Raw genomic sequence first — 23,634 nt, 5'->3', positions numbered from 1 at the left:
AAAACTCCGTTATGGCCTTCTCGCCCGGGTCACGATCCAGGCCCCGCTGATGACCAGAGCGGCCGCGAGGGGCTTATCCCAGCTGAACGAGTCCTGCCCCGCCGAGATGGCGGAGACCGACGCCACAATGGGCTGCAGGTTGTAGTACACGCTTACCGTCGTCGCCTGAAGCTTTCTGAGCGCCACAGGCAGAAGGAAATAGCCGATCGCGGTAGAGAAAATGACGATGTAGGCAAAGAGAAGCGCGCCCTGCGTAAAGAACCCGCCGTTCAGCAGCGGTTCTTCCGGAATGGCCTTAAAGCCGAACGGCAGGAGCATGAGCGACGTAAAGAGAAAGAGCCACTTCATGATGGTTGCCGCGCGATACTTCTGCGCGACAGCGCCCGAAATCATGAGATAAACGGCGTACCCCGCCACGCTTAAAAAGGCGTAGAGAAGACCGAGCAGATTATTCCGTCCGCCCGTGCCGAAACCAGCGCCCAGCACCACCACGAGAGCCCCGGCCACACCCAGCGTCACGCCGAGCCCTTTTTGTGCCGTGATTTTTTCACGGTGAAGCGCGGCCGACATCAAAAGCACGATCACCGGGCTCAGCGCGACCACCATCGCGTAGTTAACGGGCGAAGTCTCCTCCATACTCAAGGCAAAGAGGAACTGGCTCGCGATAAAGCCGAGAAACGCACCCGCCGCGATAATGGCAAGATCGCGGCCCGCCACTTTTTCACGCGGAAGAAAGAAACTGGCTGTCCAGAAAATCACCGCGGCCGACAAAGCTCTGAGGAGCGTATATCCAATGGGATCAAGCCAGGAGCTCAGGAGTTCCTTCGTAACCGGGATGCTCAGTCCGAAAAAGAGATTGGAGAGAAAGGCCGCGATATGACCGATAAGAGCACTCATGACGCCTCCCGACCTCAGAGCCTGAGAGACCTGGCCCAGCGGACAATTTCATCCGTTGACCTGTCAACAGCCGTGCCGCGCACAGCAAGCCCCGCGGTAACTGATGCCCTGGGCTGGGCACGAGCGCAGTCCTCCGCGCTGGTCCCCAGGCCGCTTCCGCCGTGCGTCGCGAACATCACGACCTTTTTGCCGGCAAGGTCAGCCTGCTCGATGAAATTCATCACGGCACGGGGCATCTTTCCCCACCAGATCGGATGGCCGATCAGAACCGCGCGGTAAGCCGAGAAGTCCGGCAGCGGTTTTTTGATCGCGGGACGAGCCTCCTTCGCGAGCTCATCCCGAGCCACTTTCGTGGTTTCGCGGTAGTCAGCCGGGTACGGCTTCACGGTTTCTATTTCGTAGAGATCGCCGCCGATGGTCCTTTGGATCACGCGGGCCATCCTCGCCGTGTTCCCCGTCTGAAGCACACGGGTCGTGCCGTCCCACCAGTTTTCGCCCTTGCGGGAGTAATAAACAATCAGAATTTTTCCCTTGGGCGCCTCCTTCGCCTTTACCGCGGAGATGGCTGCAAGCGAAGAAAGCGAAAGGATCAGTTGACGGCGCTGCATGGAAAATTCCCCCTGTGAATGAATGCAGGGGAAATCTTACGAAGCGACCGTGTACGCTCCAATCTCAATAATCAGTCATTCGAATAAGCAAATCTTATTAATCGCTCTTTACGTCTTTAGAAAACAGGTCAACCAAAATAGCGGAAAAATCCGTGATGACTTGGCTCGTATTGTTCTTCAGCCAAAACGCGCAGAAATTACGCTTCACCGGCCTGTCGTCCTTAAAAAACGGGATCCGTTTCAAAAACGAGGCCGCTACAGGCTCCGGTTCTCCTTCCGCGGGGAAAAAGCCCTGCCCGGCCGCCGCCATCAGGCGGGCTTCCTCCGCGTTATCCGCGAAGAGGAAACTCCCCGAGAAACCGAGCAGCTCCCGGTAAAAGCTCTTTTCCGAGTCGCGCTGGCCGACACCGGCAATCAGGATGCAGGGCTTATCGGGCAGCGTCGCCGCGCGGAAGCTCGACGCTGCCCCGGGACTGTATTGCGGCGCGCACTCGATATGCACCGCGGGGGAAGAAAGCACGAGGTTCTCATACTCGTCAGAAAAGGCTCTGCGCTGATCGCTCAAGGCAAAGTCGATCTTGCCCGACTTCAGCATCTCGTAGATTTCCTCGTGGCTCCCGCTCGCGATATCAAACTCAACCCCCGGGTTCATTTTCGCGTATCGGGTAATCGCTTCATAGAGTTCGCTCCCCCGGTAGGAAAGGAGGAACCCCAAACGGATCACGCGCTTTTTACTATGGGAGATACGAACGGTTTCCCGCCGCAGGGCCTCGGTCTCCGTGATGAGCTGCCTCGCCCGCACGGCCAGATACTCTCCCGCGCGGGTTAAGGTGAAGGTACGGTTATTGCGGATGATGAGCTGAACCGAGAGGTCTTCTTCCAGCGCCTTGATCTGCTGCGATACAGCCGACTGCGAAATGCCGAGCGCGTAGGCCGCTTCGGTAAAGCTTCCGAGTTCAGCCACTGTCGCGAAATAATTGAGCTGCTTCAGCAGCATAAACGTTCCTCCAGGTTCTATAAGAATTTCTTATTCGAAAAATAATAAATAAAATTGTTCCTGCCGTGCAGGCTTTTTAAAATTCTTCCTATCGATACAGGCGCTTTACGCGCCGCTATTAGGAAGAGAAAATGGCTAAAACCTGGATGATTACCGGTGTTTCGAGCGGCTTTGGCCGTGAAATGACGGAACAGCTTCTTTCGGCAGGTGACCGTGTCATCGGCACCGTCCGCTCCACGGCGAAGGTCGCCGATCTGATTAAAAAGTACCCGGACACGTTTGACTGTGTGATTCTGGATGTCACGGACGCCGCCAAGGTGACTGAAACAGTGAACGAAGCCGCCGCGAAGCACGGCCGCATCGATGTCTATGTGAGCAACGCCGGCTACGGCCTCTTTGGGGCAGCTGAAGAACTGTCCCTTGAAGAAATCGACCGCATCCTCAACACGAATCTGCGCGGTTCGATCGCCTTCATCCGCGCCGCGATCCCGCATCTGCGCAAACAGGGCGGCGGACGAATCATTCAGATATCGTCCTACGGCGGACAGGTCGCCTACCCCGGAAATTCTCTCTACCACGCCACCAAGTTCGGCATTGAAGGTTTCTGTGAATCCGTTGCTCAGGAGGTCGCGCCCTTCGGGATTGACGTTACCATCGTCGAACCGGGCGGAGCGCGCACGGAATTCCGTTACGGTTCGGCCCGCGTCGCCAAACTGATGCCGGAGTATGACGGCTCCGCGACGCACGCGTTCCTGAAGATGCTGGATCCGAAAAACGGGCTCGCTCCGGGAGACCCCGCCAAGATGGCCGCGCGCATCATTGAATCCGCGGATACTGAGAAGCCCCTTCTGCACATGGTGCTCGGATCTCAGGCTCTGAAGGCTACGATCGCTACGCTTCAAAAGCGCCTTGCCGAATACGAAACGGAGACGGAACTCGCGGCTTCTACGGACATTGTCGAATAGTCCGGATATCAAATCGCCAAAGAAACCGGCTCTGATCTCTGCGGGGCCTTAATAGCGGAACTTCTTTCCGCTGACCCCGCCTCGGTTCATAGCTCCTCATAGGAAATAGGGATTTTCTGATAGCTGCTATCAGAATCTATTAAGAGCCGATCCGGCATAGCGAAAAAAGAAGCGCGCCTGCGAGGCGCGCTTCTTTTTCTGTTTCTGAAGGAAGGTCAAAGGGTGAGAATGCCTTCCTTCAGAAAGAGTTTCAGCTGAAACCCAATCCAGCTGAAGAGAGAGCCTTACTTCGTCTCCGGACGCTTGTGACCGAAGTAGCTCACGTAGGCGCTGCCTGTCCCCTTCCCCGTCATGTGTTCCGGCGTCAGCTCGTAGACGTTCGTCAGCATCTCAATCTTCTTCACACGATCCGCGATCGCCTTATCGACATTGATGCTCGGAGTATGACGGGCGAGCATCAGGCGCATGAGTTCCACCTTTTCCTTCGGATCCTGGACGATACGGATGGGGCCCGAAACGATCACCGACACGTAGTCGACATCGAGTTCCGGCTCGTTCGTATCTCCCTTCGCGATCCAGCACATGGAGGCACGGGGATTCTGCGTGAGGTTCGCCGTACGGCGGCCGATACCGGCTCCGACACCGTGGAAATAAATCTTCCCGTTATACATAAAGGGCGTGACCGGAACGCCGTAGGGGTCACCCGTGCTGTCCGCGGTGGAAAGCACCGCGTGATCGGTGTGCTCGATCACCTTCAGGCATTCGGCGCGGGTGAGCGCGTACTTTTGATTCCGCATCGGCATGTCTTTCGTGCCTTTCTTTTCCGCGGTTTCAGCAAAAGCGGAAGAAGCAGCGGGAGCAAGCGCCGCAGCGGCGGCGAGCGTCAGGGCCTTACGGCGGGACAGATTGATCATGGTTTCTCTCCATCGGCGTTCGAATGAACGTTTTTATGACATTTGACAGTGAGAATCCTAGGTCTCAGCCTCTTATTTCCCAACCAATCCGGATAAGATTCGAAGCAGGATTAGGCAATTTTCACTTCCTTCTCAGTCAAACCGGAGGCGTCTTCTTTTGGCCATTTCTGCTGCCCGCATGGATCGGCTTATTTCGGAAACGAGGAAAAGCGACCCGCGGATTTCGATCGACGACAACTTCAGAAACTTCCTCTCGTTCCTCGCGGAGCCCTTCTACGACGTGGACTCGCGCTCCTGCCGGGTCAAAAAAGGAGTCCGCTCGTACGGGTTCAGAACGACGCTCATCCGGAACGGCATGGTCCGGATGCTCGCCTTTGAAACGGACGCGATGACGCTCCGTTACTCCATCAAGAAGAATCCGTACCACAGTTTTGTGAAATTTCTGATGGTGACTGAGGGCTCCCTTTCCGTCACGGTGAACGGTGTCCGGACGCTGAAACCTGAAGTGAACCAAGTGCTGATCGTCGATCCGACAGATGACATCACTTACGCCACAGCCCGCGGTACGAAGGGCGTCTCGATTCTTCTCGCGAGCAACTACTTCCACGCCCGAAGCAGCCACCTCGCCGCGCTCTTCAAGGAACTTCTGATCAGCGGGAAGACGCCGCGCGAATCGTGCTTTATCGGGGCGCTCGAAGCCGTGCGCCGGCATATCCCCTCGATGGCGCCAGACGAAGCCGAGGACTACTGCGACGGCCTCTGCGCGTTCCTCCGCCCGGTGCTTTCGGAATGCTTCAAGGATAAGGAGAAGGCGTTCTCGACTCACCAGGATTTCCTTCGCGCCTGCGCGGTGGACGCGATGTTCAAGCATATCGGTGACGCGTCAGTGAAGGCTGACACCATCGCGCGTGAGGTCGGCGTCTCCACCCGATACCTGTCGGACCTCTTTAAGAAGACCGGAAAGACCGTGATGAACCGGTTCCTTGAGCTGCGGCTTGAGCGCGCCTCCACTGAGCTTCGGGACGAAGCTTTTAATGAATTCTCGATTGAGGAGATCGCGAAGAAGAACGGTTTTGTGAGTCCGGCTCACTTCGCCCGCGTCTTTAAGAAGTTCTATGGGAAGACGCCGCGCGAGTGGCGGACCGCGATCTGAGTCAACCGGCACCGCCGAAAAAGTCAAAAGGCGCGCTGCCATTGCAGCGCGCCTTTTTTGGGGGGGCTCTGTCTGAAGGCGGTTCAAAGGGAGAGAAATGAGAACCTTCAGACCTGGGACCTGCCGGAATCTGATCCGGTTCCTCGCGCGGCCTGGATCACCAGACTCAAGAGGGTGCCGCGTGAGGAACCGGGAGAGAGATCTGACAAGAGGTTCTGGGAGTCTTTATGCCCTGTCAGCGATCAGATCCTGGCTGAAGACCGTCTTACTTCTGAGCGGGACGGTTGTGGCCGAAGAAGCGGAGGTAGCCGAGATCCTTCGCCTTGCCCGTCAGGTGCTCGATCTTCATTTCGAACACGTTCGTGTACTTATCGATCTTCTCGAGACGGGCGTTCATTTCCTTATTGATGTCAACGCTCGGGGTGTGGCGTTCGAGGATCTTACGCATGATCGCGGTCTTCTCAGCCTTGTCCTTGATGATGCGGATGGGGCCTGAAGCGATGGCGGACACGAAGTCAACGGAAAGCTTCGGCTGATTCGTACGGTCCTGAGCGATCCAGCAGATCGAGCCGCGGGGATTCTGCTGAATGTCGGCGTTCCGGCGGCCGTCGCCCATGCCAGCGCCGTGGAAGTAGATCTTCCCGTCCAGCAGGATCGGGGTGATCGGCACACCGTAGGGTTCACCGGTGCCGTCAGCGAGCGACAGCACAGCGTGATCGGTGCGGCGGATGACGTCGAGCGTCTCTTCACGGGTCAGCGCGAACTTCTGATTCCGCATCGGCATATCTTTCGTGTTCTTCGCGGGATCCAGGGCGAAAGCGGAGTTCGCGGCAGGAGCGAGAGCAGCGAGAGCGGCAACGCTCATCAGGGTGCGGCGGGAAAGATTGGTCATTTTTATTCTCTCCAAATGGTTTCAGGTATTTAGCGGAGGAGTGTTCTCCTTCCGCCTGAGTCCAATGTAGGAAAAACGCTTCCGTTCCTCAAACCTGAGGCTTATGATGGAGTGCTGAAAAGATCGATATCAGTTCCTCTTTTATCGATAGGAGAAGAGTGCCATGGCAGAGGACCGCAGACGCCCGCCGAAATTCAGCACAGAGACCCGGAAGAGTGACCCGAGACGGACAAACGACGAGAATTTCGCGTCTTTCATGGGTTTTCTCGATGAGCGGTTTTATGACGTCGACCGGCACGCCTGCCGCGTGAAGAAGGGCGTCCGCTCGTACACGTACTCGCTTCACCTCGTGCGGTGCGGAGTGGCGCGTCTTGCGGCGTTTGAAACCGACGCGATGACACTTCGCTACAGCATCCGAAAGAACCGCTACCACAGCTTCATTAAGCTCATGATGCCGACATCCGGTACCTTCACGATTACGGTGAATGGCGTCCGGACCGTGAGGCTTGCGCCAGGCGAAGCGCTGCTCTTCGACCCCACGGAAGACATCACATACGCCGCGGTGAAGGACACGAAAGGCATTTCGCTTCTCGTCGCGAGCAACTACTTTCACGCGCGGACCCGCTTTCAGGCGGCGCTTTTCAAGGTGCTCCCGATCCTCGGGAAAACGGCGCGTGAACGCTGTTTCCTCGCGGTGCTCCGGGCCGTGCACGATTACCTCGGAGACATGACACCGGAAGAGGCCGAGGACTACTGCGATACGCTCTCCGCTGCCCTCCGCCCCGTGCTCTCAGAAAGCTTCTCGGGGAACGACAAATCTTTCGCGTCGCATCAGGATTTCCTCCGCGCCTGCGCGGTTGACGCGATGTATAAGCACATCGCGGATCCAGAAATCCGCGCGGACGACATCGCGCGCGAGGTCGGGGTTTCCTCCCGCTATCTCTCGGACCTCTTCCGGAAGACGGGAAGCTCCGTCATGAACCGGCTTCTCGCGCTGCGGCTGGAACGCGCCTCAACGCAGCTCCGGGACGCCGCTTCACGGGCCTTCACGATCGAAGAAATCGCGAAAAATAATGGCTTCGCGAGCCTCACGCACTTCGGGCGGGTCTTCAAAAAGACGTACGGCGCGACGCCGAGCGAATGGCGGAATGCCGAAACCGTCGATACCAGCTTCTCAAAAGATCGAAAGGACGGGGAGGCCTGAAACTGACACGCTTCTGGTGCAGCGGAAACCGTACCTGGAACGATCGCTTTCCCCTCTGATTTTTCGGTACGCTTTCCGTCATATCGGGACAGATCTCACAAAGACCCCCATATCTTGCGGTTTTCGGTGGATTTCCGTGATTTTTCGGATTCCGATTCTTCTTTCCTGCAGCATCTGAGAGATAAAACCACCCTCAGTTTCATGAAGATCCCCGGTTTCCGGGAATCTTCAGGAGTTTCCTGCCACTTTCCCCTGTTATAACGTTTACCGTACCCAAAGAGGCGAAATCGTCTTTTTCATCTCCTTTTTCTGATAGATGCTGATAGTTCCTCATAGAAACTCATAGGAACTATCAGAAACTCATAGAAAAAGGGGAATTTCAATGATTTGAAGAGCATTGGTTGCGGGATCGGCGGGGTTCCTGCGGTTCCGCCTCTCGGATTTCCGCTTTCTAGATATAACGGATACCGTACCCACAGCACTTCAATCCCAGAGGAGATCCCCGCCGGCCGGGCATCTCCATGGGGTCACCTAATCGTCCAGCCTTCGTTCAGACGCGGGACCTCAGGAAGCGGAGACTCCCTCAGGTCAGGAGAGTCCCCCTTCTCTACCCTCCTCCACTTTTCCCGAGGCAATAAAAAAGCGATCCGCTTTTTACACGGATCGCTTTTCTCAGTTCTTCCCCGGCCTCCCCTTCAGGCCGGGATCGGGCAGCGTTTAGAGGCTGCCGTTATTGATCACCTTATTCGGGCGGAAGAGATACTGAATCGGGGTCGCCACCATATGCATGAGCATCGTGAACGGGAACACGATCACGATCAGGAAGCCAAGCAGGATATGGATCTTGTGGATCAGCGAGGTGTCGAGCAGGTGAATCCAGCTATCCGGCTTGAAGATGAAGAGACCCTGAGCCCAGTGGTCAATCGTCATGTAGGCTTCAAGCGGGCTCTGGCTCGTCACGTAGGTGCCAAGCAGCCCCGTAAGGATCTGAACGAAGATCAGCACGACGATCGCCTTATCCGCGAAGCTGCTGCGGACAGAGACGCGCTCGTTCGAGAAACGGCGGATCATCATCAGGGTGATGCCGGCAAACGCGACGATACCAGCGGCGCCGCCCATGATGATGGCGAGAAGCCGCTTCGTCTCGTTGCTCATGAGCCAGATGTAAAGGGGCTCAGGAGCGAGCAGACCGAAGATGTGGCCGAAGAACACGCCGATCACGGCAAAGTGAAAGAGCGGGCTCCCCCACTTGATCATCTTGTCGTTCGACAGAAACTGAGTAGAAAGCGCCTGGATCGTCGGGTTCGCGTGGCGGATACGCCAGATGAGACCCGCGATGAAGATGCCGAACGCGACGTACGGCAGGTAAGCGAACAAGACGCTGTAGATCCACGCGGTGGTGGCTGAAATTTGCTGTTCCATTTCAATTGTCCTCTGCTCGGATGGCAATCTTTTCCGTGGTCACCAGTCGGGGTGCCGCACCGGAAAGCGTCCGGAGAATAGTAATGAGCGGTGCGTAAGGGTGCTTCCGGTCGATGAAGCGGCGTTCCATCATGCGAAGGACACCGCCCACCTCGGCGAGAACCCGCTTGGCGTCCTCTTCGGTCGGCTGCGCCGACACGAATTCGAGGAAGAGCGGGACGTAGTCCGGAAGCTCAGAGGCGCTGCAGTCCATGCCGCTTGCAGCGTAGCTCTCGCGAAGGTCCACCATCGCCTGACCCCGGTCACGGTTCGTGCCGTAGACGAAGTCAAAGAGATAGAGGCTCTCGGCGGAATTCGAGTCAAAGAGACTCGAATACTCCGCCTGCCATTCGCGAAGCGACTTAAAACCCCTGGCCCAGGAGAGGAAGGTGCCGAGCGGCGACTCAGGACCCGTTTCCGTGATCCCGTCGGCCGCCACGAGCGGCTCCACTTCTCCCAGGTTTTCCCACAGCTCCTGCTCGGGATAATCGAGAAGAGATGAGAGAATTCGGTAGGTTTTGATCATACGATCGCCTCTTTAGAGGCCTCCGAAGAGACCGTTTTCCTTATCTTCACCTTCAAAACCGAGACCGGTGCGGAGAGCGAAGAGTTCCGCTTCCTCACGGACCGCGGGAGCCGTCGGGATCACGAAGCGATCCTTGAAGTCGGCGATCGCGAGGAGCTTATACATCGCGGTGAGTTCCTCAGGCGTGACACCGGCCTTTTCGAGGATATCGGGCGAAATCTCGTCACCGAGCGTCTTCCCGCGCATGTAGATACGGAGCGCGACGAGCTTCCCGAGAGCCTCACGGATCACCTTCTGATCACCAGCGGTGAGGAGGCGCGCGAGGTACTCAAGCGGAATACGCATGTCGTCGATGCCGGCGAAGAACTGCTCCGGCACGTCCTGGTGGCCGAGCGGAGAGAGCGGCGGAACGTACCACACCATCGGGAGCGTCCGGTATTCCGGATGCAGCGGGAAGGCGATCTTCCACTCCTTCATGAGCTTATAGGTCGGCGAGTTCTGGGCCGCGTCGATGAAGTTCTGCGAGATACCGTCGCGGAGGGCGGCGCGCTGCACTTCAGGATCGAACGGGTCAAGAATCAGGTCGAGCTGACGCTCATAAAGCTCGTTCTCGGGAGCCGCGGAGTAATCCTCGATCTTCTCAGCGTCGAACAGCACGACACCGAGGTAGCGGACACGGCCGACGCAGGATTCGCTGCAGATCGTCGGTTCGCCGGACTCGATACGCGGGTAGCAGAAGATGCACTTCTCGGACTTGTTGCGGGCCGGGTTGAAGTAGATCTTCTTATAGGGGCACGCGGAGATGCACTGACGCCAGCCGCGGCACTTATCCTGATCGATCAGCACCACGCCGTCTTCGCTGCGCTTATAAATCGCGCCGCTCGGGCAGGACGCCGCGCAGGACGGATGCAGGCAGTGCTCGCAGAGACGCGGCAGATAGAACATGAAGGAGGCTTCGAACTCTTCGTAGCCCACGGTGTCCGTGCCCTTCAGGTTCGGGTCAGCGGAACGGGCGGCGAAGGGGCCGGCGAGGTTATCTTCCCAGTTCGGGCCGTCTTCCACCTTGTCCATGCGCTTGCCGGTCGCGATCGAGTACGGACGCGCGGTCGGAGCGGTCTTGCGGCGAAGGCTCTGCTTCAGGGTGTCGAAGTCGAACGTGAAGGGTTCGTAGTAATCCTTCACTTCCGGCTGACGCGGGGAGCTGAAGAGCTTGCCAAGGATCGTCGGGCGGTTGCCGTGACGCAGCACCGCCTTCCCGTCCTTCACTTCCCAGCCGCCCTGCCACTTCTCCTGGTCTTCCCACTTCTTCGGGTAACCAATGCCGGGCTTCGTTTCGACGTTATTGAACCAGGCGTATTCCATACCCTTGCGGCTGGTCCAGACGTTCTTGCAAGTGACCGAGCAGGTGTGGCAGCCGATGCACTTGTCAAGGTTGATCACCATGCAGATCTGTGCTTGTACTTTCATGGTTTGTCCTTATTCTCTAAATGGTTCTCAGGTATCGGCTTACCACTCGACATGGTCGAGACGGCGCAGCAGCACAAACTCGTCGCGGTTCGCGCCGATCGTGCCCATGTAGTTCAGCGCGAAGGAGAACTGGGCATAGCCGCCGGCCATATGGGTCGGCTTCGGGCAGATGCGCGAGATCGAGTTGTGGAGACCGCCGCGCTTACCCGTCGTCGGGGAGAGCGGGACGTTCACAGTACGGCCCTGGTTGTGATACATGTAGACCGCGCCTTCCGGGATACGCTGCGAAACGCAGGCACGGGCGATCGTCGAGCCATTCATGTTCACGGCTTCAATCCAGTCGTTATCCTTCAGGTCGAGCTTCGCCGCGTCCGTTTCGCTGATCCAGATCACCGGGCCGCCTCGGCCGAGCGTCAGCATCACGAGGTTATCGGACCAGGTGGAGTGCGTCGTCCACTTGTTATGCGGGGTGAGGAGGTTCAGCGCGAGCGTCTTATCCTTGATGCCGAGCTTTTCCTTCATGCCGTCGATCTCGTGCTTCGCGAGCGGCGGCTTGTACCCCACAAAGCCTTCACCGAAGTCAAGCATCCAGGTGTGGTCGAGGTAGAAGCTCTGGCGGCCCGTAATGGTGCGCCACGGCATCAGGTTGTGGACATTCACGTAGTTCGCCGTGTAAGCGACACCGCGGTCCGAAATACCCGTCCAGATCGGGGTATTGAGCGAACGGCGGGGCTGCTGCACGAGGTCGTCATACGTGTAGCGGGTGGAGCCCGTGCCCTTCATCATTTCTTCTTCGAACGGTATGCCGGTGAGCTTCTCAAGGCCCTTCCAGGCACGGCGTCCGGCGGCGCCATTGCCGGCCGGGTCGAACGTGAGAATCATGTTGACCGCGTTGATGTCGGTATCAAGCTTCGGAGCGCCCTTCGCGTAACCCTCTTCCACGCGGCCGTTCAGGTCGCCGAGGGTCTCGTAGTCTTCGCCCGTCTTCCAGGCGATCTGGTGCGGCGCGACGCCCTTATCGCGGAGCAGCGGGCCGACAGCCGTGAACATGTCGTAGAGGTGCGGGTAGTCGCGCTTCACGAGAACAAGGTTACCCATGGTGACACCTGGGATCGGGGTCTTGCCTTCGGTTCTCCAGTCAACCGGCTCCATCGGAGCGGCGGTCTCAGCAGGCGAATCGTGGGCGAGCGGGGTCATCATGATGTCCTCTTCAACGCCGAGGTGACCCACGCAGAGCTTCGAGAACGTGCGGGCGAGATCCTTGAAGATGCGCCAGTCGGTGCGGGCTTCCCACGCCGGATCCACAGCCTTCGAGAACGGGTGGAGGAAGCAGTGCATATCGGTGGAGCTCATGTCCGCCTTTTCGTACCAGGTGGCGGCCGGGAGCACGATATCCGAGTAGAGACCGGAGGTCGTCATGCGGAAGTCGATCGTCGCGACGAGATCAAGCTTCCCGACCGTGTCTTCGCTCTTCCACTTCGTGAAGAGCGGCAGCTCCTCACCCATCTGCTCAATGTTGTCACCGAGAACGCCGTTCTCGCTGCCGAGCAGATGCTTCATGAAGTATTCCATGCCCTTCGCGGAGCAGCCGATCAGGTTGGCGCGCCAGATGAAGAGGCACTTCGGGGAATTGCCTTCACCGTCGATGTCTTCGCTCGCGAGGTGGAGGTTGCCGGAACCGAGCTGGTTCGCGATATAGTCACGCGGGGCGACGCCGGCCGCGTTCGCTTCGCGGACGAGGTCAAGCGGGTTGCGCTCGAATTCCGGCTCCGTCGGCAGCCATCCCATACGCTGAGCGCGGATGTTGCAGTCGACGAGCGACATCTTGTTCCAGTCTTCCTTATGCTTCGCGAGCGGCGAGACGAGGTCCCCCGTCTTCACGCGTTCGTAACGCCACTGGTCGGCGTGCATATAGATGAAGCTCGTGGTGTTCATCTGACGGGACGGACGGATCCAGTCGAGACCGAAGGTGAGCTGAGCCCAGCCAACCTGCGGACGGACCTTTTCCTGACCCACGTAGTGAGACCAGCCGCCGCCATTCACGCCGATCGTGCCGCAGAGCATGAGGAGGTTGATCGCGGCGCGGTACGTCATGTCGGTGTTGAACCACTGGTTCACACCGGCACCGATAATGATCATCGACTTGCCGCGGGTCTTCTCAGCGGTCTTCGCGAATTCGCGCGCGACGTGCACGACGCGTTCAGAAGGAACACCCGTGATGATTTCCTGCCACTTCGGGGTGCAGGGGAGATCGTCCGCGTAGCTGCGGGCGCAGTTCGGATCGTCGTAGCCGTTCTCAACGCCGTAGTTCGCGAGGAGCAGGTCAAAGGTCGTCGCGACGAGGACCGACTTGCCGTTCCCGAGGTCGATGCGGCGGACCGGAACCTTGTGCGAGATCAGGGAGTCGTGAGCCGTGGCAGCGAAGTTCGGGTTCTTGTACTCAGCGCCGCCGAAGTACGGGAAGAGGACTTCCACCACTTCGTCGTGGTGATCCTTCTGCGAGAGCTCAGGCGTGAACTTGCGGCCGGTGCGGCAGTCTTCGTTCTTCAGGTTCCACTGACCCTTGCCCGCGTAACGGGTGGTCATCGTGCCGTTCGGGATCACGAGCTGGTCTTCGGTATCACGGAGAACCGGAGCGAAGTTCGGGCGCTCTTTGTCGTCGAGACCGAGGTTATCGGCGAAGTCACCGGCGCGCAGCAGACGGCCCGCGGAGTACTGACCGTTCGGCTGTTCCTCGAGCTTCACGAGGAACGGGAGGTCCGTGTACTTGCGGACGTACTCGTCAAAGTACGGGGTCGTCCGATCCACGAAGAATTCCTTCAGGATCACGTGGCCCATCGCCATGCCGAGCGCGGAGTCCGTGCCCTGCTTCGGAGCGAGCCACACGTCAGCGAACTTCGACGCGTCGGAATAGTCAGGAGAAATGACGACAACCGGGGTGCCCTTATAGCGCACCTGGGTCATGAAGGGAGAGTCAGGGGTACGCGTCACCGGGACGTTGGAGCCCCAGAGCATCAGGAACGCGCTGTTAAACCAGTCCTGGCTTTCAGGCACGTCAGTCTGCTCGCCCCAGGTCTGGGGAGAGGCAGGCGGAAGATCGCAGTAGAAATCGTAGAAGGAGAGCGACGTGCCGCCGAGCAGCGACAGGTAGCGGATACCGGCGGCGTAAGAAACCTGCGAGAACGCGGGAATCGGGGTGAAACCGGCGTTGCGGTCCGGACCGTACTTTTTCGTGGTCCAGATGTTCGCGGCGGCCATGATTTCGTAGGCCGTATTCCAGTCCATGCGGACAAAGCCGCCCAGACCGCGGACCTTCTTATAGGACTTTGCCTTTTCCTTATCGGAGACGATAGAACCCCAGGCCTTCACCGGGTCCTTTTCCTTCTCCTTCGCCTTCTCCCAGAGCTCGAGCAGCTCGCGGCGGATCATCGGGTGCTTCACGCGGCCCGAGTTATAGAGGTACCAGGAATAAGAAGCGCCACGCGGGCAGCCGCGCGGCTCGTGATTCGGCATATCCGGACCATTATCCGGGTAGTCGGTCGCCTGGATTTCCCAGGTCACGATTCCCTTCTTAACGAAGATCTTCCAGGAGCACGAACCGGTACAGTTCACGCCATGCGTGGAACGGACCACTTTATCGTGCTGCCAGCGATTGCGATAAAACTTTTCCCAGGCACGCGCGGCGTGATCCTGGGCGCTGAAGTAGCGAAGATTAGAAAAGGCATCAGTCATTTTTTTGTTCTCCTGAAGGTTCCGGCACTGCGGGCTGCGACGTCCCGTTTGACACGTGCCGGAACCGATGGGGGTGGTTTTCAGGCTATTAGTTGGCCTTACGCATCATGCCGAGCCAGTTAAGCACGATGTTTGCAATTGCAAAGAGAGTGAAGACAAGGAAGCCGAGACCGTAGCCGGCGTTGCCGTAAGCGGTAACGACAGCGGCGAGGATGATCGGGAAGACGAAGCCGCCGAAGGCACCGAGACCGCCGACCCAGCCGGAGGCACCGCCGACCGACTTGGCCACATAGACCGGGACGAGCTTCATCACAGCGGCGTTATTGAAGCCGAAAGCGACAGCGATCACGATCGTGATGAGGAAGGTGCCGAACCACGGGAGGTTGAGGTTCATCAGGGCGCAGGAGATAGCGACGACGACGAGAGCGCCGATGCAGACCTTCTGACCGCCGACCTTGTCAGCGAACTTGCCGCCCGGGACGCGCATCAGAGCCGCGAGAATCGAGAAGATAGCGGTAAGAGCGCCGGCCGTGATCGGCTCAAGACCCTGGGCACGGGTCCAGTAGGTGGGGAACCAGGCGGTAAGAGCCATGAATCCACCGAATGTTGTGAAGTAGGTGAGAACGAGGAGCCAGGTCTGCGGAATGCCGGCAGAGATCTTGAGAGACTCAACAATGTTCCCGGTCGGGAAAAGTTCCTCGCCGTGCTCAACCGCGGCTTCCTTCGCTTCCTCGTGGGAAACGCCGTGGTTACGGAGCTGGAAGTACGGGGCGTTGCAGGAGATCACCGCGTAGAGAATGCCGCCGATGATGAGAACCGCCGTGAGGACGTGGTACGCGTTCACGAAGCCGATGCCCTTAAGGAGCAGCGGCAGACAGAAGGCGAGGACGCCGGCAGAGGCCGTACCGAGACCGCCGAAGACGCCGAGGGCGAAGCCCTGGTCCTTCTTGCGGAACCAGTAAGAGATCTGGCTCACGCCGACAGAGAACGTCGCGATACCGCAGCCCGCGAGGCAGCCGAGGAGCAGGATCACCGGGTAGAGACCGGCCATGTTCTCAGGGAAGCGCGTGGAGAAGAGGATCGAAAGACCGATCAGGCCAATCGCGGAGCAAAGCATGAGGAAGTTGAAAGACTTCCGGCCGCCGTTCACGTCAACAGACGCGCCGAACGGAATACGAAGGAGAGAGCCCGAAAGCGACGGGACGGCAACGAGAAGACCCACTTCCGCCGGGGTAAGACCCATGACATCCGTCAGGGCCTTAGCGGTCGGCCCGAAAAGGGAAATCGACATTGCGCCAAAGAAGAAGCCAAGGGTTGCTGCGAGAAGGGCCCGGTTGGGAGACCCGATCAGCTGAAAGTTTTCTTTGCTCATATCTGATTGGTTTTTATAGCGAAGCGCCCGGAGCGGAACCGCGAGGAGTTCCAGATTCAGCCGAGATCAGACGCTTCATGTGTGTTTTTGGGGAAATCGCCCTCTCTTTACTCAAAGCCCCTGTTTTCAAGGGTTTCGCGCAAAGAGTAAAAAACCCCTAAATCCCCTGATTTATTTGGGAATTAGGGCACTTCATGGAACGCCTGCATTCTAAGTAACGGCTATTGGCTACGAAATATGGAGAACGGGCTAATCCGTCCCCACCCTCTCACAGCCGGATGACTAGTCCCCTACACGAAAGGGTGTACCCATTTCATACAGGTATACGCTCATTATTTCTTTAAATACAATTATTTGATAAAACTGACCCCTCGGCCCCGGATAACGCCGTTACTACCTACTTTTTAAAGTTGTAGGGCAAATGCATCTTTTTATTCAGTCTTAGACCTGAGCCCGAAAGACTCATATCAAAGATGCCCAATCATCCGAAGTGACTATCTGACAGAGTCCACTTCGGAGTAGCTTAGGGAAACCCATAACTACCTAGCCCGTTTTTTGCATCCCATGGACATGGGGGTGCCGCTTCACGGGACAAAAAATAGTGGTAAAGAGCACCATCTTTATCTGTCCCTCGCGAAGCCCCGATTCTGCAGGGTTCCGGAAGGTCTCCGGTTTCAGCGCCCGTCTTCAGATCATTCGGGCGGCTGACCCCTTAGCCATTCCGGTGTCACCTTTATCAGCTACAGCCATGGGCTGACGGACGTTGTTTTTCTGCGTATCTGTGTGTCGGAAATTTCTGCCTCAGCCTGCCATTTCGTATGGCAAAGCTTAAGATTCATTATTTGATTTCCTCAAAACCTCGGAAACACGGAGGATCCTTCCCTTGGCTTCCTACTTCATCATCCTGATCGGCATCGGTCTGATTGCGGGAACTTACATCGCGAATAAAGCGAGCGGTAAGAAAACGAAGACCCCGGCTGACACCAGCGGAATCCACGCAGTCAAAGGCTGCAGCACGACGCTTCTTCTCGCGGGAAGCGTGGTTGTGCTCGGTCTCGTGCTTCTGGCACTTATATTTCTCGCATAAGTATATGAAGTGATTCTTAATTAGATTCGCTTTGAGAGGCTCTTCAAAAAAATTTTATGAGTTCCTGATAGCGGTTCAGAAAGATCTATCAGAAACTCATAGCTGCTAATAGAAATTAGTGAGGCTCTATTAGCGGATCACTACCTGTTCTTCGGGGCTGCTTTGCTGGAACACCTTTCCGGCCTCCCTCTTCATATATAAGAAGAGCTCTGCGGCCTCTTCTACTCTCTCCTCCTGCTCAGCTCATCAGAGGATTCGGCCTGAGATGCAGGTTCACCCGGTTTGATCAAAGGCCGCGCCCCGTCAATCCCTGCTCCCCCTCTCACACGCTCTCTATATAAGTTCTATTAGCTCCTGATAGTTCCTATCAAAAACTATGAGAGCTTATGGAGCTGCTATCAGTTTTTATAGATCCTCTAATAAAGAAAGAGACAACGAAAAAGCCCCGGACCGGCAATACCGGAATCCAGGGCTATTAATCGCGAAGCGATCCGCTGTACGTCAGAGGCGGTCGCGATACGGGAGCGTCAGGAATTCAAAGCCGGAACCAAACTTTCTCACGCGTCCGATTCCCGGGAACGGGAGATGACCGCCCGCGAGGAGATGCGTTGATTCCGCGAGTTCCGTGAAGAGATCGATACGTTCGGCCGCGGCGCGCTTCGGGTCCATGTCGTAGCGAGCGGAAATCGTGGGATCCGCGAACTGAACCGCGGCCACGTGAGCAACGTCACCGGCGAATACGATCTCACCCTGCTCCGTATCGAGCACGAAGAACGCGTGCCCCGGGGTGTGTCCCGGATGGAATTCAGCGGAGAAGTCACCGAAAAGCGTTTCAGCCTTATCGATCAGCTTCAGATGACCGGCTTCCTCGTACGGGGCGAAGAACTCAGCCGTAGCTTTCCGGGTTTCCTCAGGAACGCTCTCACCCGTAAAAAACTCATAGTCCGTCTTCGGGACCCAGACCTTTGCTTTCGGGAAAGCGGCCTCTCCGTTATGCGTGAGACCTGAAATGTGATCCGGGTGGCAGTGAGTGATCAGGACGTCCGTGATCGTAGTGGGCTTCACTTCTGAGAAAAGCCGCGTAAGTGCGAGACCCTTTCCGATTCCGTACCCCGTATCAATCACAACCGAACGGCGGCCGCTCTTGATATGGAAGACGTTGACGTAATGCTCGAGCGTATCCGGGGTCTGGCAGCTCTGACGGACCAGCTCCTCGATACGTTCTTTAGACGCGAGAGAAAGCCCCGGATCCTGAGCACGCGTGCCGTCAGAAATTGAGGTAACAGTCACATTACCGAACTCGTAATGCCTGATACCTTCCATGTCCTTTTTATCCATAGTCGTACTTTCCTTCGATTCCGCTCCGAACGGCAGACTGATAGCCGCACCGGCAGCCGCGGCGGCTGACAGCAGCACACGGCGTGAAAAGGCAGGCTGGCTCATAACACGCTCACTTCAGAGTCTCTGATACGGTGATATTAGACCGGAGAGTGGGAACCGTGAAACCTTGCCTGAAAAAAGAGTCCTCACAGTACTCTGGTCGTCTTCGGATGAATTATCAGCTTCTATTATTTGCTATTAGTTTCTGATAGTTTTTGATAGGAAATATTAGGTTCTATCAGAAGCTATCAAAAAATATCGAATAAACGATGAATGAAAAAAACTGTCATGAACCGGCCCTGAATCCACCCGGCATCAGCAGTCATTTCTGTCACGGTTCCGCCATCAGGCGCTTTACAGTACTGACGGAAAACCTATTAGCTTCTAATAGGAACTGATAGGAACGCATAGTTTCTATGAAAAAACTATCAGAAGGTCTTATTAAAGCTCTGACGCCAGGTCAGACCGGGGAACAGCAGAGGATTCAGAGAAGGCAGAAAAACTTTCCCCGCGATCAGATCCCAAGAAAAAACGATCAGATCCCTGGAGGAGGTATCTGATCGTCTTCATACTGCTTTATTAGATCCTATTAGGATTTATTAGGATCTATCAGAAACACATAGGATCTCAATAAAAACTATTCGTCGTTTTATTCGGCGTCATCCACATCGTTCTCGATGTTCTTAAGAATACGAGCCGGCACGCCGCCGACAACACAGTTATCCGGGACGTCCTTCGTGACGACAGCGCCAGCCGCCACAACGACGTTATTCCCAATCGTGATGCCAGGAAGAATCGTCACGTTGCCGCCGATCCAGACGTCGTTCCCTATCTTGACGGGCTTCGCAATGCCCATGTGCTTACGACGGGCAGCGGGAGACAAAGGATGACCGACCGACGTGATCAGCGTGTGCGGTCCGATCATCACGTTGTTCCCCATCGTGACCGGAGCTATATCGAGGATCGTGACGTTGTAGTTCGCGAGGAACTCATCACCCACATGAATATTGAGACCGTTGTCGCAATTAAAGACCGGTAGCACGGTCGGATGCTTGCCGCAGGAACCAAAGAGCTCACGGACAGCCGCTTCGCGTTCCGCAGCGTTCTGCATCGGAATGGCATTCAGCTTCTGGGCGCAGGAAAGCGCATGCAGCTTTCTCCCATCCACTTCCGGATCCATAAAGTCATAAGGAAGACCCGCGTCGAGCTTCTCAAGTTCAGTCATTGCCATTGAAATTTCTCTCCGATTTTCTGTAACCAACCAACAGCCCTTGATTATAGGAAGAGTCGATGTTAGAACTGAGACCCCCCAGATTTCTATGATTTCCTAATAGGTACTAATAGATGCTGTTAGAAACTCATAGCAACTATCATTTTTCTATGAACACAGCAGAGCACCTACACTTTTTCGCTCACTTTCCAGATCACAAGAATGGTCGCTGTTTTCTCTTCATCACACTTCATAAATCGTTTGAAACAGGTACGGTTTCCGTTATATCTGACTTTAAATGTGCGGTTATATGAGCGGCCTGAGAGAATTTTCCGCAGATAGTACGCCAGACTTGAATAAATCTCCGTAACATTGAAGTGATTTTTGGATGTTAAAGAATCGTTTATCTATAGGCAATTATGCAGATTTAAGAATACAGTTTGTGAATAATTTGTTAATCTTGAGATGATTAATTAGAAGAATCGAGGGTGAGGAAAATTTTGTGGGTGACTCTGAGATAATTGCTCTTGGAGGAGCCTCAAATGAAACGAAAGACAGACCCCTTGGATAGTGTTGCAGGACAGATTTTAGAAAACGCCAAGAAATCCGGGCTTGAGATTAATACCGCAGAGGATGCGGAAAATCTTATGGCCCATATGCTCGGTCGGCTGCTGACTCAAATGCTTGACGGTGAAATGACCAATCATCTCGGTTACGAAAGAGGCGGTAAACGTGTCACCGAAAATGAGCGTAACGGGCATAGTTCGAAAACCCTCAAATCGTCCAGCCTTGGAAATATCCGTATTGACGTACCCAGAGACCGCAAGGGAGAGTTTGAGCCGAGGGTCGTTCCTAAGCATAAACGCCAGCTGGCGGGGTTTGAGGACAAGGTTCTGGCCTTGTACGCCAGAGGGCTCTCAACCCGGGAAATTCAAGGCTTTCTCTATGATGAATACGGTATGGAGACCAGTGCCGAATTTATCAGCGATGTTACGGACGCCATCCTTCCTGAGGTTGAAAAATGGCAGAACCGTCCTCTGGATCCGTTTTATACAACTGTTTTCTTTGACTCTATTCGAGTCAAAATCCGAGGTGATAATGGCATTGTTACCCCGAAAGCGGTCCATCTTGCCTTGGGCGTAAACGCCCAGGGCCGCAAGGAAGTTTTGGGGATGTGGGTCGCTGATAACGAAAGCGCAAAATATTGGCTTAAGGTCTTCACTGAACTCAAAAACAGGGGGGTGTCTGATATTCTGATTGCTGTCACAGACGGACTCAAGGGAATGAAGGAGGCGCTTGAAGCTGCCTTTCCCAACACTCTGCTGCAGACCTGCATTGTTCACCTGATCAGGAACAGTCTGAAATTCGTCGGATATAAGGATTACAAGGCCGTAGCCGGCGCGCTGAAGCCCATTTACCGGGCCGTAAACGCGGCTGATGCGCGGAAGGAACTGGACGCTTTTGCACAGTCGGAACTGGGGCTCAGATACCCTTACATCGCCAAACAGTGGATCGATTCCTGGGATAAGGTGATCCCCTTCTTTGATTTTTCCCCAAATATCCGCAGACTTATTTATACAACCAATGCCATAGAGAGCCTTAATCGGGATCTAAGAAAAGTAATTAAGACCCGAGCTGCTTTCCCTACTGAAACGGCTGCTTTGAAACTTCTCTTTCTGGCAATCCGGAAAGTAGAGAAAAGATGGGTGCGGCCTTCTCCATACTGGAGTGCCGCTATGAGAGAATTGGTTGTGCTATTTGGTGACCGAATCACCCCCTACATCGATTAACCTTGAACGAGCCGCCCACAAAAAATTACACACCCTCGAAGAATCGAAAATCCTTGATAATCGCTCTCTTTGCCTCTGGTGGAACCGACTTTCTGAGTCCTTCGGTTTTGTCTCTCACAAACTCTTTCCAAGGTACATTTTTTTCAATATTATCTTTAGGTAATTATGTTTAGGTAAATTCTTGTAGACCCATACAGACGTAAACAGCACAGGGACCGTCCGCAGGTACGGTAAACGTTATAACTGGCTGACGCCTGACTTCCTCATTAAGGCCAAAACCTATGTACCACTATTCTTTGGTGGACCTGCTGCTTTTCTCCGCTGTCGCTGAAGAGTCCTGTCTCACACGCGGAGCCAGAAAGGCACATCTCTCGCTTCCATCCGCCTCTCTCAGAATGAAATCGCTTGAGGAGGCGCTCCACGTGACGCTCTTTAACCGGAAGCCGCGTGGCATTGAATTGACTCCGGCGGGCGAGATCCTGAATCAGCATGTGAATGAGATCAAGCAGACACTCGCCCGGATGGAGAACGAAATCGCACCGTATGCCCGTCTGAGAAGCGGCGTCATCCGGATCGCGGCGAACTATGGCGCGATGCTTGATTTCCTCCCAGTCGATATCCCGTCGTTCCTCAAAGCGAATCCTGGCGTACAGGCGCATCTTGAACAGAAGACATCGCCTGAAGTCGTGGAAGAGATCGCCCGTGGGCGTGCTGACATCGGCGTGACCGCCTTTGAAGGCCCCTACGAGGGCGTGAAGTTCAGGGATTACCGGAAGGATGAGCTGATCCTCGCGGTGCCAGCGGATCACCCGCTGAAGGATTGTGAGACAGTCGACTTCTCTGAGGCGCTTGAATTCGAATTCGTGACGTTCGATCGGGACTTCGCGATGCAGAAGTTTCTCTATGAGAAAGCAGACGAAATCGGCCGCGTTCTGAAGTCCCGTCTTGAGGTTGAGGATCCGCTGATCCTGCTGCGTCTTGTGAGTGAGGGCCTTGGTATCGGTGTTCTCAGTCGCAAAGCCTTTACATCGCTCTCAGCGTACGCGAAGGCGGTTCCGGTACGTCTTTCCAACTCCTGGGCTCAGAGAGAGCTCAGAATCGCCGTCAATGAGGATCCCGCGCTCCGAGGTCCCTGGACATCTGCTCTTATCAGTCATCTGACCCGGGACTCGTCCGATAACGTTTACCGTACCCAGCTTCTTTGATTTACTCTATTAATTTCTAATAGATGCTAATAGCTCCTGATAGTTTCTTCATAAAACCTATCAGGAGATATTTTTATTTCCGTCTCAAGCGAAAAATCCTCTTCCGGATCTTTCGCACGATGCAGCAAGATTGATCTCTCAGAATTCAGAGCCAGTAAATCCTATTATTTTCTAATAGCTTCTAATAAATTCTATTAGGAACTATCAGAAACCAATAGAACTTATGTGGGTTCTATGAGAAACGATTGTTGGTTTTACAGCTAGGAAAGAAACCTAAGATCAGACGGCGGTGAAACGTGAGAGAAAGAGAAGAGCCCTGGCGGGAAAGAGGAGAGAGGTCAGAAAGAATCGAAAGGAGGGGAACGCCCCTGCTATCAGAAACTCATAGAAGCTAATAGCATCTAATAAAAAATATTAAATCCTGATAGAAACTCATAGCTTCTATCAGGATTCATGGGCCGAAGGATGAAACAACAGAATCAGAGTCCGTCTTCGAGGATCTTCACGATCGCGAGATTGATGATGCCGGAGCGGGTCTGCGCTTTCTTTTCGCAGAAACGATCCAGTTCTTCAAGCAGGGGAACCGGGATCATGAAGGAGCACATCTTTCTCTGAACCGGGGCGTGCTTCTTACGGGCACGTTCCGCCTTCTGAGGGGCAGCCTTCTGAACGAAATCGCGGATCTGTTCGCGGTTATCAGGCTCTTCTTCAGCCTTCTTCTGTACAGCCGGTTTATTCGTAACGCTAAGATCGATAGACATTGCCGTCTCCTTT

General features: G+C 55.5%; 18 protein-coding genes and 2 pseudogenes. 6 read left to right on the top strand and 14 right to left on the bottom strand.

Annotated features, from left to right (window positions below; translation table 11 throughout):
* Positions 1 to 9: 9 nt before the first annotated feature.
* The 3 genes from M4NBBH2_RS09340 to M4NBBH2_RS09330 form a co-directional block, all read right to left on the bottom strand.
* Positions 10 to 897, bottom strand: coding sequence for a DMT family transporter (locus M4NBBH2_RS09340; RefSeq protein ID WP_116270725.1), 888 nt, complete (start codon positions 895 to 897; stop codon positions 10 to 12).
* Between the two features lie 14 nt (positions 898 to 911).
* A complete protein-coding gene (locus tag M4NBBH2_RS09335) occupies positions 912 to 1,505 on the bottom strand; it encodes a flavodoxin (RefSeq protein ID WP_116270724.1) in 594 nt (197 codons plus the stop codon).
* A gap of 97 nt (positions 1,506 to 1,602) precedes the next feature.
* Complete coding sequence (locus M4NBBH2_RS09330) at positions 1,603 to 2,502, bottom strand: LysR family transcriptional regulator (RefSeq protein WP_116270723.1); 900 nt, start codon at positions 2,500 to 2,502, stop codon at positions 1,603 to 1,605.
* Between the two features lie 131 nt (positions 2,503 to 2,633).
* Between M4NBBH2_RS09330 and M4NBBH2_RS09325 the strand changes: the two genes are divergently transcribed.
* Positions 2,634 to 3,467 carry an SDR family oxidoreductase gene (locus M4NBBH2_RS09325; protein ID WP_116270722.1) on the top strand — a complete coding sequence of 278 codons (834 nt, stop codon included), beginning with the start codon at positions 2,634 to 2,636 and terminating at the stop codon, positions 3,465 to 3,467.
* Positions 3,468 to 3,751: 284 nt separating this feature from the next.
* On the opposite strand, the gene M4NBBH2_RS09320 is transcribed toward M4NBBH2_RS09325, so the two are convergent.
* The gene (locus M4NBBH2_RS09320; RefSeq protein ID WP_116270721.1) at positions 3,752 to 4,381 is read right to left on the bottom strand and encodes a pyridoxamine 5'-phosphate oxidase family protein; all 630 of its coding nucleotides are present in this window, start codon (positions 4,379 to 4,381) and stop codon (positions 3,752 to 3,754) included.
* A gap of 157 nt (positions 4,382 to 4,538) precedes the next feature.
* Here M4NBBH2_RS09320 and M4NBBH2_RS09315 point away from each other — a divergent pair, with 157 nt between their 5' ends.
* Positions 4,539 to 5,534 carry a helix-turn-helix domain-containing protein gene (locus M4NBBH2_RS09315; protein ID WP_125064663.1) on the top strand — a complete coding sequence of 332 codons (996 nt, stop codon included), beginning with the start codon at positions 4,539 to 4,541 and terminating at the stop codon, positions 5,532 to 5,534.
* A 265-nt stretch (positions 5,535 to 5,799) separates the two neighbouring features.
* Here M4NBBH2_RS09315 and M4NBBH2_RS09310 read toward each other — a convergent pair whose 3' ends face one another.
* Positions 5,800 to 6,426 (bottom strand): pyridoxamine 5'-phosphate oxidase family protein, encoded by a 627-nt coding sequence (locus M4NBBH2_RS09310; RefSeq protein ID WP_116270719.1) that lies wholly within the window; start codon positions 6,424 to 6,426, stop codon positions 5,800 to 5,802.
* 163 nt (positions 6,427 to 6,589) lie between these two features.
* On the opposite strand from M4NBBH2_RS09310, the gene M4NBBH2_RS09305 reads away from it, so the two are divergent.
* Positions 6,590 to 7,630 carry a helix-turn-helix domain-containing protein gene (locus M4NBBH2_RS09305; protein ID WP_116270718.1) on the top strand — a complete coding sequence of 347 codons (1,041 nt, stop codon included), beginning with the start codon at positions 6,590 to 6,592 and terminating at the stop codon, positions 7,628 to 7,630.
* Between the two features lie 717 nt (positions 7,631 to 8,347).
* Here M4NBBH2_RS09305 and narI read toward each other — a convergent pair.
* The 5 genes from narI to M4NBBH2_RS09280 form a co-directional block, all read right to left on the bottom strand.
* Positions 8,348 to 9,052, bottom strand: coding sequence for a respiratory nitrate reductase subunit gamma (narI, locus tag M4NBBH2_RS09300; protein ID WP_116270717.1), 705 nt, complete (start codon positions 9,050 to 9,052; stop codon positions 8,348 to 8,350).
* A 1-nt stretch (position 9,053) separates the two neighbouring features.
* On the bottom strand, positions 9,054 to 9,617 hold the full coding sequence (gene narJ / locus M4NBBH2_RS09295) for a nitrate reductase molybdenum cofactor assembly chaperone (protein WP_116270716.1): 564 nt from the start codon (positions 9,615 to 9,617) through the stop codon (positions 9,054 to 9,056).
* Between the two features lie 12 nt (positions 9,618 to 9,629).
* Positions 9,630 to 11,084, bottom strand: a complete 1,455-nt coding sequence (gene narH / locus M4NBBH2_RS09290; RefSeq protein WP_116270715.1) for a nitrate reductase subunit beta — start codon at positions 11,082 to 11,084, stop codon at positions 9,630 to 9,632.
* Positions 11,085 to 11,123: 39 nt separating this feature from the next.
* Positions 11,124 to 14,816 carry a nitrate reductase subunit alpha gene (locus M4NBBH2_RS09285; RefSeq protein ID WP_116270714.1) on the bottom strand — a complete coding sequence of 1,231 codons (3,693 nt, stop codon included), beginning with the start codon at positions 14,814 to 14,816 and terminating at the stop codon, positions 11,124 to 11,126.
* Positions 14,817 to 14,904: 88 nt separating this feature from the next.
* A complete protein-coding gene (locus M4NBBH2_RS09280; RefSeq protein ID WP_116270713.1) occupies positions 14,905 to 16,188 on the bottom strand; it encodes an MFS transporter in 1,284 nt (427 codons plus the stop codon).
* Positions 16,189 to 17,071: 883 nt separating this feature from the next.
* Between M4NBBH2_RS09280 and M4NBBH2_RS09275 the strand changes: the two genes are divergently transcribed.
* Positions 17,072 to 17,275, top strand: coding sequence for a hypothetical protein (locus tag M4NBBH2_RS09275; protein WP_116270712.1), 204 nt, complete (start codon positions 17,072 to 17,074; stop codon positions 17,273 to 17,275).
* A 501-nt stretch (positions 17,276 to 17,776) separates the two neighbouring features.
* Here M4NBBH2_RS09275 and M4NBBH2_RS09270 read toward each other — a convergent pair.
* The 3 genes and pseudogenes from M4NBBH2_RS09270 to M4NBBH2_RS12370 all read right to left on the bottom strand — a co-directional run.
* Positions 17,777 to 18,718, bottom strand: coding sequence for an MBL fold metallo-hydrolase (locus tag M4NBBH2_RS09270; RefSeq protein WP_116270711.1), 942 nt, complete (start codon positions 18,716 to 18,718; stop codon positions 17,777 to 17,779).
* Positions 18,719 to 19,337: 619 nt separating this feature from the next.
* Positions 19,338 to 19,487 (bottom strand): annotated as a pseudogene (locus tag M4NBBH2_RS12375) (DapH/DapD/GlmU-related protein); the annotation flags it as partial.
* 234 nt (positions 19,488 to 19,721) lie between these two features.
* Positions 19,722 to 19,880: pseudogene (locus M4NBBH2_RS12370) on the bottom strand (maltose acetyltransferase domain-containing protein); the annotation flags it as partial.
* Between the two features lie 527 nt (positions 19,881 to 20,407).
* On the opposite strand from M4NBBH2_RS12370, the gene M4NBBH2_RS09260 reads away from it, so the two are divergent.
* A complete protein-coding gene (locus M4NBBH2_RS09260; protein WP_116269216.1) occupies positions 20,408 to 21,655 on the top strand; it encodes an IS256 family transposase in 1,248 nt (415 codons plus the stop codon).
* A 281-nt stretch (positions 21,656 to 21,936) separates the two neighbouring features.
* On the top strand, positions 21,937 to 22,860 hold the full coding sequence (locus M4NBBH2_RS09255) for a LysR family transcriptional regulator (protein ID WP_116270709.1): 924 nt from the start codon (positions 21,937 to 21,939) through the stop codon (positions 22,858 to 22,860).
* A gap of 479 nt (positions 22,861 to 23,339) precedes the next feature.
* On the opposite strand, the gene M4NBBH2_RS09250 is transcribed toward M4NBBH2_RS09255, so the two are convergent.
* Positions 23,340 to 23,621, bottom strand: a complete 282-nt coding sequence (locus tag M4NBBH2_RS09250) for a hypothetical protein (RefSeq protein WP_022444433.1) — start codon at positions 23,619 to 23,621, stop codon at positions 23,340 to 23,342.
* Positions 23,622 to 23,634 lie beyond the last annotated feature (13 nt).

Origin of the sequence: Mesosutterella multiformis, from assembly GCF_003402575.1 — a bacterium.
In the GTDB taxonomy this organism is placed as follows: domain Bacteria; phylum Pseudomonadota; class Gammaproteobacteria; order Burkholderiales; family Burkholderiaceae_F; genus Mesosutterella; species Mesosutterella multiformis.
Note: the sequence above shows the minus strand (reverse complement) of the source record. Positions and strands in the feature narration are given on the sequence as shown.

Coding starts and splice junctions, on each gene's coding strand:
- M4NBBH2_RS09340 (WP_116270725.1), bottom strand. CDS start 897: ATGAGTGCTCTTATCGGTCATATCGCGGCCTTTCTCTCCAATCTCTTT.
- M4NBBH2_RS09335 (WP_116270724.1), bottom strand. CDS start 1,505: ATGCAGCGCCGTCAACTGATCCTTTCGCTTTCTTCGCTTGCAGCCATC.
- M4NBBH2_RS09330 (WP_116270723.1), bottom strand. CDS start 2,502: ATGCTGCTGAAGCAGCTCAATTATTTCGCGACAGTGGCTGAACTCGGA.
- M4NBBH2_RS09325 (WP_116270722.1), top strand. CDS start 2,634: ATGGCTAAAACCTGGATGATTACCGGTGTTTCGAGCGGCTTTGGCCGT.
- M4NBBH2_RS09320 (WP_116270721.1), bottom strand. CDS start 4,381: ATGATCAATCTGTCCCGCCGTAAGGCCCTGACGCTCGCCGCCGCTGCG.
- M4NBBH2_RS09310 (WP_116270719.1), bottom strand. CDS start 6,426: ATGACCAATCTTTCCCGCCGCACCCTGATGAGCGTTGCCGCTCTCGCT.
- M4NBBH2_RS09305 (WP_116270718.1), top strand. CDS start 6,590: ATGGCAGAGGACCGCAGACGCCCGCCGAAATTCAGCACAGAGACCCGG.
- narI (WP_116270717.1), bottom strand. CDS start 9,052: ATGGAACAGCAAATTTCAGCCACCACCGCGTGGATCTACAGCGTCTTG.
- narJ (WP_116270716.1), bottom strand. CDS start 9,617: ATGATCAAAACCTACCGAATTCTCTCATCTCTTCTCGATTATCCCGAG.
- narH (WP_116270715.1), bottom strand. CDS start 11,084: ATGAAAGTACAAGCACAGATCTGCATGGTGATCAACCTTGACAAGTGC.
- M4NBBH2_RS09285 (WP_116270714.1), bottom strand. CDS start 14,816: ATGACTGATGCCTTTTCTAATCTTCGCTACTTCAGCGCCCAGGATCAC.
- M4NBBH2_RS09280 (WP_116270713.1), bottom strand. CDS start 16,188: ATGAGCAAAGAAAACTTTCAGCTGATCGGGTCTCCCAACCGGGCCCTT.
- M4NBBH2_RS09270 (WP_116270711.1), bottom strand. CDS start 18,718: ATGAGCCAGCCTGCCTTTTCACGCCGTGTGCTGCTGTCAGCCGCCGCG.
- M4NBBH2_RS09260 (WP_116269216.1), top strand. CDS start 20,408: ATGAAACGAAAGACAGACCCCTTGGATAGTGTTGCAGGACAGATTTTA.
- M4NBBH2_RS09255 (WP_116270709.1), top strand. CDS start 21,937: ATGTACCACTATTCTTTGGTGGACCTGCTGCTTTTCTCCGCTGTCGCT.
- M4NBBH2_RS09250 (WP_022444433.1), bottom strand. CDS start 23,621: ATGTCTATCGATCTTAGCGTTACGAATAAACCGGCTGTACAGAAGAAG.